The following is a 12,125-nucleotide window of genomic DNA, read 5'->3' on the forward strand; positions in this document are numbered from 1 at the left end:
TCGGTTGTGGTGACCTGATGATGGGCACGCACCGGGGCTTGAGTCGAGTCCCGGTGCAAAGTTGTTTTCGCTACCCATCCCAATTCACAGGTGATCACATGAGACAGCTTGCCCCGGCGGCAATCGCCGCTCTGAAAGGCCGCAATGTCACGATCCGCGATTTCCTCTGGATCGAGGCCAGGGAGCGCACGACCGGCGTTGCGATCCCGGTCGGGTTCTGGTCAGACCTTTCAACGGTATCGGCGCAGGTTATCGATCCGCACACTGGCGGGGTCACGCTTCGCAGCTTTCAAGGGGCAGGCGGGCTGATCGAGATTTCGCAGGTGACGATGACGTCCAGTCTTTCGGTGCAGTCCGTTAACGTGACGATGAGCCAGATTTCAAACGCCAGCGATCTGGTTCGCGCCTACAATGTAAAGCAGGCGCGGATCGAGGTGTTCCGTGGATTGTTCGCGCCTGCCACGCTGATCCAGTTGGCCCCGGCCTTCCCGCGCTTTGTCGGCTTCGTGGACAGCATCGAGATCAAAACCCCCGCAGAGGGCGGAGACGGCGGCATAGAGTTGACTTGCGTCAGCCATTCTCAGGAAATGAGCCGGTCGAATCCTGCAACTCGCTCTGATGCCGACCAGCAAATCCGCAGGAATGGCGATACCTTTTCCCGCCATGCAGCGGCGGTCGGAACCTGGGAAATGCAGTGGGGCGCCGATCCGTGATCCGCCGCGCAGTTGCGGGCGATATTCTGGCCATGGTGCGGATGGCGGGGGATTTCATTGCGTCAGCCGATCTCGCGATCCCGTTCGATCCGGACTACCTCACGGCATCGCTGCGCGCCCATCTGGCGGCGACTGACCGCCTTGCGTTGGTTCTGGACAGGAATGGCGCGGCGCGCGGGATGCTGTGCGCGGCGGCCAGCAGGTCGCCGCTGGCACCCGTGGCAGTCGCAACCGAATTGGCGTTTTGGATCGACCCGGATTGCCGGGGGCGCGCCGCGCTAGAACTGCTGCATCAGTACATAGCCTGGGCGCGCGACCTCGGCTGTTCCCATGCATCGATGATGGCCCTGCCGGGACGCTCGCTTGAACGCCTCTATGGCGCGGCGGGGTTCCTTCCTGCTGAAATGACTTACTCCAAGGTGCTGTAAATGGCGGTTTTCACGGCAATCGGTGCGGCTGTTTCCAGCTTTTTCGCCGGTCTCACATGGGCTTCGGTCGGGACGTTCCTGCTGCGCACTGTTGCCAGCATGGGGCTGTCGATGTTGGCGCAAAAGCTGGCAGGTAAGGACAAGGGGCCGTCTTTCGGGGTTAAGGGGCAGCTTGAGCGCGGCGCAGATGTTCCGCAGGCGTTCATCCTCGGGGCATACGCGACGGCAGGATCCCTGACCTATGGCAACACGGCTGCGGAAGGCGGTACGCCGAACGCTTGGATGGTCTGGGTCATCACGCTGTCCGACCTGCCTGTCTCGGGGCTGACCGGGCTTTGGGTGAACGGGGCGCGGGTGGTGCTTGAAAGTAGCGCAGGTTGGCTGAACGCGCCCGAGTATGTGCGTGGCGGCAAGAACTACCTGCAAGTGCGTTTCTATGACGGGACACAGGCGACGGCCGATCCCTTTCTTGTCAACGACGTTTCGACCGAGGAGCGCCCCTGGGATGCCGATGCAGTGGGGTTCGGCAAAGCCTATGCCGTGGTGCGCGCACGGATTGATCAGGAGTTCTGGCGCAACGGCTTCCCCCGCTTCCTGTTCGAGATCGATGGCGCGCGGCTTTACGACCCGTCGAAGGACACGACCGTTGGCGGCACTGGCGCGCACCGCTGGTCGGATCCAGCAACATGGGAAACGAGCGAGAATGTAGCGGTCCAAATCTACAACATCCTGCGAGGGATGTCGTACCGGATCGACAGAACCGGCGGCATTGGGGTCGATGCGCAGACGGTCAGTCTTGATGGAGCGAACACTCTGTCGCTGCGGGTGGTCGGTGGCGGTGGCAGTGAAGCTGACGACCTTGCGAAAGACCCGCGTGACGATCTGGGCATAGACGGAACCGAGACCACGGTTATTCTGCGGGATGGTGCCACGGTCATCAAGGTATGGACCGCGCAGGGTGGCGTGGCCGCGGCGGCAGGTACGGATCCGTCGCAAACGCCCATGTCGCCGCTTGGTGATGGTGCACCTCCAATTTTCGGGACATCCAGCCTCCCGGAGTTCAGCTATAGAAGCAGGCACGGCGGCACCGCAGGTCAGTACATTGAGATTGTCGGCTATGATATTTCCGACCTGACTGACCCCACGCTGACGTTCAATCTGGGCACTGGCGGGCGCAGTGCGGGTGCTGGCGGTGCGATCTTTGAGACCGGGCTTTCCGTGACCGAAATAAGGTGGTTGTACGGCTTGCAAGGCGTGACAGAGGCGCAGCTTCCCGTCGATCACTGGATACAGCAGATCAGCAAGTGTCGCGGAACGGTTTCGGGTACTGATGGGCCTGAGCCGCGCTTCCGTTCGTCAGGCGAAGTCCCGGTTTCCGCAGCGATTGTGACCGTGATCGAAGGGTTGCTTGATGCCTGTAACGGCAGGCTGTCCGACGCGGGCGGCGTTTACAAGCTTTTCGCCGGTGCGCCCGATGCGCCGGTCATGTCCTTCGGTGATGACGACATTATCAGCACCAGCGATCAGACATTCACGCCGTTCCTCGGACTGGCTGATACCGTCAATGGCGTGGCCGCGAAATATCCGTCACCAGATGCCGGTTGGCAGGCGGAAACCGCACCGCCGCTCTACAGTCCTGATTACGAGGCCGAGGATGGTGGACGCCGTCTGCTGGTAGATGTTTCTCTGGATTGGGTGCCTTATCCCGAGCAGGTGCAACGCTTGATGCTCGCTGCGCTCAACGAGGCCCGGCGCGCCCGGCGGCATACCTTCACGCTGCCGCCGAGGTTCTGGCCGTTGGAGCCGGGCGATGTGGTCGAATGGACCAGCGAACGCAATGGCTATGTGACCAAACAGTTCCGCGTCGATGGAATGATCGACCTGGCCAACGCAGACATCATGCTTGACCTGACCGAGATCGATCCAAGTGATTACGATTTCGATACGGCTGTCGATTTCACGCCGCCCGCGATCCCCGGCATTCTGCCGCAGCCTTTGCCCGCGCAGGATGTCGGACATTTCGCGGTGGTGGCGGTTTCCCTCGCGGGTGCCGATGGTACGTCGCGCCGCCCGGCGATCTGGGCCTATTGGGATGGCGACGTGGCCGATGTGCGGGCCATCAAGTTCCAGATCCGCGTCAAGGCCACCGGGGTGCATATCGATCCGGTGCAAACCAACGATGTGGCCGAAAGTGAAATCTATATCTCCACAGGAGTTCTGCCCGCGACTGAATACGAAGTTCGGGCGAAATTCATTCCGGCTTCTGCGCGCCCGACCAATTGGACCGCTTGGAAAAGCGTCATAACCGACGATACCCGCCTGACACCGGCCGATGTTGGGGATGACATCTGGACCGTCATCGAGGCCGACGCGACGGGCATCGCTCAGAGTTTGATCGATGGATTCAATCTCGACATAATTGTCCCGAACTGGGACCGGATCAATGATGACATTGCCGATGTCGAGCAATTGATCGCCGACGTCCGCGACCGATTTCCGCCGATTATCCGCGACATTGAATTGCAGGATATTGCGCGGGCCAGCGTTTATGAGGCGGTGGGCACGATTAACGAACGGGTCATCTGGCTGCTGGCAAATGCGAGCGACACGACAACCACGATCCGTGACGCGGGAATTTATGTGGACCCCGAGGACGGCACGGTGCGGATTGCTGCGGTGGAGCGAACCGCCGAAAAGATCAGCGAAACCGAAATCCGTCTGAACGCCGCCGAAGCGAATATCAATCTGCGGGCGACACAATCCTACGTCAACCAGGTGGTGTCAGATGCGATCCTGGATCCGTCGCAAATCCCCTTGCTGGGCGAGTTGGATTTGCGGGTCAGCAACGTCGAGATAGATCTGGACGCCGTTGATACCGCCATCAACCTCAAGGCCGACGAAACAGTCGTGGACGGGATCGGGGTCAGGCTGACACAGGCCGAGGTCGATATTGACGGGCTGGACGGGGAAATCGCCCTCAAGGTCAATCAGGTGGATTTCGACGCCGCAGAGACACGGATATCTGACGCCGAGATTGAACTGTCTTCCATTGACGGGGCGAGCATCAAGCAAACGGTCAGCGACACAAGGTCCCTATTCGATAGTTTCGATGCTTTGTCAGTCCACGATCTCGCCGCCCTGCTGGATGCTTATGAAGGCCGCGAGTTGCTGAAGGTTGATTTGGCATATGCCACGCAGGACATGCGAGCCTATGTCGACGATGAGCGTGTGGCGACGGCATCTTTCGTGCAGCAACTCGGGGTGCGGATCGATGACAGCGTGGCGCTTGTCGAGCGGGAAACCAGCGTTAGATCTTCCGAAACGGAGGCCATGGCGCAAGATATCGTGGCGCTGGACGGGCGAGTTGAAGACGCCGAAAGTGGTCTTGTCGGGCAAGCCAAGGCGACATCCGGCCTGATCGTCCGCGTTGGCGCCACCGAAGATGACCTTGCAGCATATTCCGAAAGTTTCCTGTTGCTGGAAGGGCGTGTGGGAGCGGCCGAAGATGGTGCCAGCCTGATCGAAACCTCATTGAAAAACAACTACTACTCGATTGCTGATGTCGATTTGGCAATGTCGCAGGCCACTTTGGACCTGAAGTCCACAATGGAGGGCGCTGGCGGGTCGGTGACAGCAGCCCAAGACGCCGCGCAGGCTGCGTCTGATCTCGCGGGCGGCAAGGGGCGGGTGTTCTTTGCCAACAACGCGCCGACAGGGGCTGACCGAAACGCTGCCAATCTCTGGATTGACACGAGCCAGAACAAGAACCAGCCGAACCGCTGGAACGGGACCGCATGGGTTCCCGCGACCGACAAGGTAGCTACCGAGGCAGCAGCGGCGGCGGCAGCAGTCAAGGGCGATCTCAATACTCTGACAGCCACGCTGACCAATGATTATTATACGATCACCAACGCTGATTTGGCGATGGCACAGGCCACGTTGGACATGAAATCCACGATGGAAGGCGCTGGCGGGTCGGTGATGGCGGCACAACAGGCGGCGCAGGCGGCGTCTGATCTCGCGGGCGGCAAGGGACGGGTGTTCTTTGCCAACAACGCGCCGACTGGGGCAGACCGAAACGCTGCCAATCTCTGGATCGACACGAGTCAGAACAAGAACCAGCCGAACCGCTGGAGCGGGACCGAATGGGTTCCCGCGACCGACAAGATTGCGACCGAGGCAGCAGCGGCGGCGGCGGCGGTTGCGCAGGACGTCACTAGCCTGACAGCCACGCTGACCAATGAGTACTACACGATAACTGCGGCCGACTATGCCATTTCGCAGGCGACCACCACCTTGCAAGCCACAATGGAAGGCGCTGGCGGGTCGGTGAATGCGGCGCAGCAGGCGGCGCAGGCGGCGTCTGATTTTGCTGGCGGCAAAGGCCGCGTGTTTTTCACCAACACCGCGCCGACGGGGGATAATCGCAACTCGGCCAACCTCTGGATCGATACGAGTGGGGGGAAGAACCAACCGCATCGCTGGAACGGTTCCAACTGGGTTGCCGCGACCGACAGCATTGCATCGGACGCGGCAGCAGCCGCAGCCGGGGCCCAGGGGGCGGCAGATAAAGTCTCCGCTGACTTGTCGTCAAAATACACCACCACTGCGGGGCTGGGCGCGGTAATATCTGCGGCCACATTGGACCTGAGCACCACGGTCGGGGAACACTCGACCGAAATCGGCACAGCCTTATCCAGCATCGGCGGGATCAAAGCCGAATACACACTTCGGATCGACAACAATGGCATCGTGTCGGGGATGACCCTGCGATCCGATATTGATGATATGGGCAAGCCTGCGTCACAGGTCGGTTTCGTCGCGGATAAATTCGCAATCACTTCCGCGCCGAGCAGTAATCAGCAGATATCCACCCCGTTCATTGTTTATACGACGCCGCAGGTAATAGGTGGCGTGAGTATTCCCGCAGGCGTTTATATGAAAGACGCCACGATCCGAAACGGGGCCATCGGCCGCGCCAAGATCAGCGATTCATTGCAGAGCGACAATTATTCTCAGGATGCAAAAGGGCAACCTACTCAGGGGATGCGGCTGAATTTCAAAACCGGCGAAGTCAAAGCCGCTGGTCTGGTTATTTCCCGTCCGCTCATTCTGGCGCGAGGATCATTCGTCCCGGCGGGCCGGATCGAAGACGGCGCCAGGTGGCGATACGTCAACACTGGCATTCGCATCGGGCAGGACGATGTTTGGAGCACCAATCGGGTCGCGCTGGTTGCCGAGGCGAAGATCACGACGGGCGTTTTCGCGGATGAACCGATGGATCCGAACAATTCCTTCTGGTCGTTGGAAACGGAGATCATGTCCGGCGCGCGATGGAACGGCTTTGTCGGCGCACAGCCCCAACCGACAATCGCGTGGCAGAAAACCCCCGCTGTGACCGTCGATCCAGTCTGGGCCACAGGCATTTCGGGCCGGGTTTTCTTGCGCATCGGGTTGGATCTGCAAGGTCCGCTTTATCTCCAAGATCCCACGATTGAGTGGGCAGTTTTTCAGGTCACATAAGGGGCTATTCAATGGCTTGGTACAGCACGGGCACGGTAAGCGTGACCAATGGCAGCAAAGCCGTCACCGGCAGCGGGACAGGTTGGTACGGTGCGTTACAGAATGGTTGGGGGTTCGTCGGTCCTGATGGGCGGTCTTATGAGATCGACACGGTGAACAGCGCGACGTCGATCACTCTCAAGCAGAACTATCAGGGTTCGACCGCGGCGGCGCAGCAGTATTCTGCATATCCCACGATGTCTTTGACGATCGATCTGGCGACCCGGATCAACGCCCTGATCAGTGACTTTCAGGCCGTGGTTGACGGCCCCGGTGCGGGAAAGTTCGGCTATGGGACTGAGGCAGCGCCGGGGATTGCCTTCGCCGCCGATAGCGACACCGGGATGCGCCGAGTAAGCGCGAACGAGCTGGCCCTTGTGGCCGGGGGCTTGGACCAACTGATCTTGAGGGCTAACATCGCTACTGGCGGGGCCGTTCAATCGAGCAAGGTTGACGCCACAATGGGAAAGCTGCTCAGGACGGGGGCCTTTGGCTGGGGCGAATTGAGCAACCCGGAAACCGCAATGGACCTCGACGACACTACGCTTGCGTCCGGGGCTTGGCGGACTATCGGGACTTCCACAGGAACTTTCCCCGGCGGGGGGGCCTTCTTTGGGACGCTCCTCAACATCCGATACGACAACGGGAACATGCACCAGCTTGTTCGGAATATCTCGAACAACGATGTGTACGTTCGGCGTTACCGGTCTGCCGCAGGCTACGGGTTCAGCCCTTGGACCATGCTTTACGCACAGGACAACATTCTTCGCACGGTCTCCCAAGTGGCGGGCATCCCGACCGGGGGGTTGATCGAGAAGGGCGGAAACGCCAACGGCCAATATGTTCGCTTCGCTGATGGGACGCAGATTTGCTGGGGGCAGGTTGTAGCAACTGGCATCGTGTGCGGCGTGGCCTATGCCGGAGGCTTCCGGTCGGGGAGCGGGACCAGCGTTAACTTCGCAGCGGCCTTTATCGCAAACCCAAAGATTGTAGCCCAAGTGGATGACCTCACCACTTCGGATGCTCTGGTGATAGGCGACACCGCCTCGGTATCGAATTTTCAACTGCGGTACTGGCGACCGGTTGCGGCGACCGTGGCTTGTTCCGCTGGATACGTCGCAATAGGAAAGTGGTTCTAAAATGAAACTGACATTCTCACCCATGCGCCAGGACGACCGACTTAACGTCACACGTTCAGGCGACACTTTGACGATCAACGGGGAGGGGTTTGATCTGTCCGTTGTACCAGAAGGCGCGACACTCCCCGCAGAGGCCATCAACAGCGCGTGGTTCGGGGGGCCGGTTGAGCGTATCGGCGGCGTTCTGAATGTCACCCTGATCCTGCCGCACGGGGCCAACGCGCCGCAGGAAACCCGGCACCCCGCGCCGTTCACGCTGACCGGCGACGGGCCGGTTTCCCTTCCAACCTATGATGTGGAGCCGACCGATGAATATTGACCTCACGCAGCTTATCAACGTCGAAGACAAGGCCGCACAGGTGCAGGAAAAACGGCGCGCGGGCGTCAACGGCGAGCGCGACCGCAGGCTGGCCGATGGCGCGACCGTGACCATCGCCGGCTATGGAGACGTTCCGGTACAGGGGCGAACAGGCGACCAGATCAACCTGATTGCCGTGGCCGACACGGCGCGCGAACTTATCGCCGCTGGCTACACGACGGTTGCCATCCCGTTCCGCGACGGCGACAATGTTGTCCACGGACTGACCCCGTCTCAGGTGCTCGAGATGGCCCGCAAGGGCAAGGAAGCCGCAGCGGCTATCTATTCGGCAAGCTGGGCGCTGAAAGACGCCGAGGCAGTCCCTGCTGAATTTGCAGATGACATCCACTGGCCGTGAATACCCCCGTCACGCATTGACCGCACCTCCAACACAAGGACGCTCCATGTCCGAAGAGCACAAACCGCTGCGCCAGATGATCTGGGAGCGGTTCATATCGAAATCTGTCGACTGGCTTGTGGTTGCGGCCATTGGCGGCCTCGTGATCATGGTCTTCGATCCGGTCAAAGAGCGCGCGATGGCGATCTGGAACACGCCGGACGCGCTGCACCAGCTGGTGGTCAGGGTCGAGAGCCTGCTGGGCCAGATGGCCGATGTGCGCGATGACATCGAGTCCCTTCGACGTCCGTCCGAGGTGTTCGAGGTTTCGATCACGAATACCCGGCCGCTCGATGGCCACTGTGTCGAGCGCGAACCCTGCGACATCCAGATCAAGCTGCGGCGGGTGGCCGAGGGCGTCCGCTGCCGGATCGTGCCAGGATCAACCCAGTGGGGCTTCATCAATCCTCGATCGGATCTGTTCGCCCCGGCACAACGGATCATTCCGGGCGTGGCGCGTAACATCGGGATGAGCTGGACGACGATCGACGTGCAAGTGATGACGCCAGTCGGTCTCGAGCCGACGGCCGACTTCGTGTTCGAGGCGTCCTACACGAGCTGCCCCGGCATGACGCCCCGGGATGAGCCACTGACGTTCCAGTCGTCGCGCATCCCGTTCCCGATCCGCACCCGCGCGCGCTGATCCACCAACAGTTGCAACCTTCACGCCCCGCCAGCGGGGTCTTTTGCCATGGGAGATGAATATGGACGTGAGACAGATCCAGATGCTCTACGCATCCGCAGGATATTATCGCGGTGCGATCGATGGAGATCCCGGGCCGCTGACCCGCGATGCGGCGGTGGTCATCGAGCGCAACGCCAATGCCATCCGCAGCCACTGGCCGTGGCCGCGCCGCCTGATTGCTGCAGCGCAGACCGTGCTGGACGCCCAGGGGCACGAGCCCGGCGTAATCGATGGATATGCCGGGCACAACACGTCCGAAGCGCTGACCAGCTGGCTGAGCGAGCAAGCGGGCGTGCCCGCAGATGTGCGCCGTGCGCCGCTGCCGTCGCGCGCCACTCCGACGCGCCTGCCGCGTCAGGCCGAGGTCGCAACTGCCTATGGCACGCCGGGACCTGGCGGCACGGTTGAGCAGCGCCTGGGTTGGGCCGAGACACCTGCGCCCATGCGGCTGGACTGGGATCTGGACACCACAGTGACGCGCCTGCGGGTGCATGGCCTTTGCGCAGAACCCCTGACGGCCGCACTGGCCGCTGTGCTCGACCATTATGGCGAGGCGGAATGGCGCAGGCTCGGTCTCGATCGATATGCCGGCGGATACAACCCGCGCCGGATGAGGGGCGGCACCAGCTGGTCGATGCACGCCTATGGCTGTGCCATCGACATCTTCGCCGCGCCGAACGGCCTGCGAACCCGTTGCCCGGCCGCCGGGTTCTGCGGATCCGAATATCAGCCATTCCTCGACATCATGGAGCGCCACGGCTGGCTGCCTGCAATCCGCCTCTGGGGTGCGGATGCAATGCACTTCCAGATGGCCCGGCTCTGAAGTTCACACACCCTGAAAGGACATCCGATGAAGAATATCGCGACCTGGACGCCGTTCGTGCGTTATGCGCTGATCGCGCTTTCCGCCACTCTCGTTAACCGGGGCTTGCTGATGCCCGGAGATGCGCGGGCTTTTGCGACCGACCCCGCCATTATTGAGCTGACGGTGGGTGCCATCACCGCCGCAGGAACGCTGATCTGGTATCTGACCAGCCGATCACGCGCGGCAATCAAACAGGCGATGGAGCGGTGACGAAATACGCTTTGATCGCCGCCTTGTTGCTGTCCCTCGGCCTCGGGGCGGCAGCATGGTGGCAGTCGGGCAGGGCGGATAGGGCCGAAAGCCGTGCCGCGACTCTGACCCGCTCGGTGGCCACATTGGAAGTGTCACTGACACAGCGGGCGACGGCAGCGAAGATCGCCGCCGAACGTGCCGCCCGCTGGCAGCTCCGCGCCGGGGAACTGGACGCGACGATTCAATCCATCCTGACAGCCGATCTTGGGGAGTGTGCCGATGCGCAGCTTGATCCTGACCTTGCCGATCTTCTTGGCCGCCTGCGATCCACGGACTGAATATGTGACCGTGGCTCCCTTTGTGCCGGCCGAACTGCTGGTGCCGTGCCCGATCAGCGATCGAGCGGCGCAGACCTATCGGGATTTGGCCGTGCTGGCGACAGAGCACCTGCGCAGCGCGGAGTGTGCGAACGGTAAGGTTGAGGCGATTGGCGTGACGCTGATCGAGGCGGGAGCATGAGGCCCGCGGTGTTGCGCCATTAAGACCCGGCGCCGGTATCGCTGCTACCTTTAGGGGCCGCAGCGTCTCGGACCGTATGCCCATGCGGGGTAGGGCCGAAGCCTACACTCCAGGTGTTCTTGCGGCATCATCGCAATTTTCCCCTGCAAATGACAAACCACCGGAAAGACGGAAGGCTGACCCGTGCAGTTTCCTGCAGAAGGGCCAGTCATGGCACGCAATATACCACGCCCGGTAGTGGGTCAGTTTGTAATCACAAAGTAAGGCCTCGCGCGAGTCCGGGTTTGCACGATGTAGAGATCAGCACTATCTTCACAGTATGAAACATCGAACAACATGTGAATGCGGCGCGGTCTACGAGGTTGGTAGCCGAAAGCTGATGGTGCGCGACAGCGACCACTTTGACTGCGTCGTCTGCGGTGTGAGACTTGACCAATGGAATGCTTCACGCATCCCCACATACCGCTTGATAGAGAAGCCAAACGACTCATCCCCCCAAGAGACCCCGTGACGCCAACCAGCTTGCACACATAATTGTTGGGATCGCGACTGGTGAGGTCAACGAGGTTAAGAAACGGCGCAATGCGGTATCAACTGGATCAAAGGGAGGGCAGACTAGAGCTGCCAACCTTTCAAAGCAAGAACGTGTGGAGATAGCAAAGAAGGCTGCTGCTACAAGGTGGGGAAAAAAGGCTCTTCCTGACGAAGAAGAGAGTTCTTAGATTCTTCGTCGATCATTTGGTTTTGGATCCCTTTTATTATTACATATGGCTGCATCATGGGGTCCGTAAAGCGATACTGAACCTGTCTGTCACCGCCCCTCCGCTTTAAAATATTTCCGCCTTTATCGGTTGCGAAGCGTCTAAGGTGATCATCGTAGCTCGAAATGGTCTTTTTGGACTGGGTTATCGCTGTGTAAGGTTCCAGAACATCATTGGCCGTGAAAAACCCATCGTCGCCCTTGGAGGCTGCGAGTGCACACGCCAGCAGTGACTCTTTAAAGAAATTCGCTTGGTTGCTGCGTGTGGCAACGCGGTATGCATCCACAAACGTCACCTCATTGTCTGCTATAAATTCATCAATGGCGACCATGACATCGCCATTTTTTACTTCAACTCTTCGTTCCTTGACGGCGTTCAGCAGGGGAATCGCGTTTGGAACTGAAGGCGTGAACGGTCGCTCTTGCCTGTGAGGGCGAGATGGATTCTGAATTGGGGATTGCGTTCACGGAGTCCTCATCCTCATGCAGATTTTTCTATCCGCCTTC

Annotated in this window: 12 protein-coding genes; 11 read left to right on the forward strand and 1 reads right to left on the reverse strand. The window is 60.4% G+C overall.

Going from position 1 to position 12,125, the window contains the following annotated elements; all coding sequences use genetic code 11:
- The first annotated feature begins 98 nt into the window (after positions 1–98).
- The 11 genes from FQ320_RS23450 to FQ320_RS23500 all read left to right on the forward strand — a co-directional run bounded on the left by FQ320_RS23450 (position 99) and on the right by FQ320_RS23500 (position 10,858).
- A complete protein-coding gene (locus tag FQ320_RS23450) occupies positions 99–713 on the forward strand; it encodes a hypothetical protein (RefSeq protein ID WP_148475708.1) in 615 nt (204 codons plus the stop codon).
- Positions 710–1,141 (forward strand): GNAT family N-acetyltransferase, encoded by a 432-nt coding sequence (locus tag FQ320_RS23455; protein WP_148475709.1) that lies wholly within the window; start codon positions 710–712, stop codon positions 1,139–1,141. Before FQ320_RS23450 ends, FQ320_RS23455 begins: the two co-directional genes overlap by 4 nt.
- On the forward strand, positions 1,142–6,664 hold the full coding sequence (locus tag FQ320_RS23460) for a phage tail protein (protein WP_148475710.1): 5,523 nt from the start codon (positions 1,142–1,144) through the stop codon (positions 6,662–6,664).
- An 11-nt stretch (positions 6,665–6,675) separates the two neighbouring features.
- Positions 6,676–7,842 (forward strand): pyocin knob domain-containing protein, encoded by a 1,167-nt coding sequence (locus FQ320_RS23465; protein ID WP_148475711.1) that lies wholly within the window; start codon positions 6,676–6,678, stop codon positions 7,840–7,842.
- A gap of 1 nt (position 7,843) precedes the next feature.
- On the forward strand, positions 7,844–8,161 hold the full coding sequence (locus tag FQ320_RS23470; protein WP_148475712.1) for a hypothetical protein: 318 nt from the start codon (positions 7,844–7,846) through the stop codon (positions 8,159–8,161).
- A complete protein-coding gene (locus FQ320_RS23475) occupies positions 8,151–8,558 on the forward strand; it encodes a DUF4376 domain-containing protein (protein WP_148475713.1) in 408 nt (135 codons plus the stop codon). Before FQ320_RS23470 ends, FQ320_RS23475 begins: the two co-directional genes overlap by 11 nt.
- A gap of 46 nt (positions 8,559–8,604) precedes the next feature.
- Positions 8,605–9,240 (forward strand): hypothetical protein, encoded by a 636-nt coding sequence (locus FQ320_RS23480; RefSeq protein WP_148475714.1) that lies wholly within the window; start codon positions 8,605–8,607, stop codon positions 9,238–9,240.
- Between the two features lie 61 nt (positions 9,241–9,301).
- Complete coding sequence (locus FQ320_RS23485) at positions 9,302–10,105, forward strand: M15 family metallopeptidase (protein WP_148475715.1); 804 nt, start codon at positions 9,302–9,304, stop codon at positions 10,103–10,105.
- A gap of 27 nt (positions 10,106–10,132) precedes the next feature.
- Complete coding sequence (locus FQ320_RS23490) at positions 10,133–10,357, forward strand: hypothetical protein (RefSeq protein ID WP_148475716.1); 225 nt, start codon at positions 10,133–10,135, stop codon at positions 10,355–10,357.
- On the forward strand, positions 10,354–10,677 hold the full coding sequence (locus FQ320_RS23495) for a hypothetical protein (protein WP_148475717.1): 324 nt from the start codon (positions 10,354–10,356) through the stop codon (positions 10,675–10,677). The genes FQ320_RS23490 and FQ320_RS23495 overlap by 4 nt, the downstream gene beginning before the upstream one ends.
- 4 nt (positions 10,678–10,681) lie before the next feature.
- Positions 10,682–10,858, forward strand: a complete 177-nt coding sequence (locus tag FQ320_RS23500) for a hypothetical protein (protein ID WP_255509695.1) — start codon at positions 10,682–10,684, stop codon at positions 10,856–10,858.
- Positions 10,859–11,530: 672 nt separating this feature from the next.
- On the opposite strand, the gene FQ320_RS23510 is transcribed toward FQ320_RS23500, so the two are convergent.
- Positions 11,531–11,950: a hypothetical protein gene (locus tag FQ320_RS23510; RefSeq protein ID WP_148475719.1), complete on the reverse strand. Its 420-nt coding sequence runs from the start codon at positions 11,948–11,950 to the stop codon at positions 11,531–11,533.
- Between the last annotated feature and the right edge of the window lie 175 nt (positions 11,951–12,125).

The sequence above is a fragment of the Oceaniovalibus sp. ACAM 378 genome, assembly GCF_008085915.1.
GTDB lineage: Bacteria > Pseudomonadota > Alphaproteobacteria > Rhodobacterales > Rhodobacteraceae > Oceaniglobus.

Coding starts and splice junctions, on each gene's coding strand:
- FQ320_RS23510 (WP_148475719.1), bottom strand. CDS start 11,950: ATGGTCGCCATTGATGAATTTATAGCAGACAATGAGGTGACGTTTGTG.
- FQ320_RS23480 (WP_148475714.1), top strand. CDS start 8,605: ATGTCCGAAGAGCACAAACCGCTGCGCCAGATGATCTGGGAGCGGTTC.
- FQ320_RS23450 (WP_148475708.1), top strand. CDS start 99: ATGAGACAGCTTGCCCCGGCGGCAATCGCCGCTCTGAAAGGCCGCAAT.
- FQ320_RS23475 (WP_148475713.1), top strand. CDS start 8,151: ATGAATATTGACCTCACGCAGCTTATCAACGTCGAAGACAAGGCCGCA.
- FQ320_RS23460 (WP_148475710.1), top strand. CDS start 1,142: ATGGCGGTTTTCACGGCAATCGGTGCGGCTGTTTCCAGCTTTTTCGCC.
- FQ320_RS23485 (WP_148475715.1), top strand. CDS start 9,302: ATGGACGTGAGACAGATCCAGATGCTCTACGCATCCGCAGGATATTAT.
- FQ320_RS23490 (WP_148475716.1), top strand. CDS start 10,133: ATGAAGAATATCGCGACCTGGACGCCGTTCGTGCGTTATGCGCTGATC.
- FQ320_RS23470 (WP_148475712.1), top strand. CDS start 7,844: ATGAAACTGACATTCTCACCCATGCGCCAGGACGACCGACTTAACGTC.
- FQ320_RS23465 (WP_148475711.1), top strand. CDS start 6,676: ATGGCTTGGTACAGCACGGGCACGGTAAGCGTGACCAATGGCAGCAAA.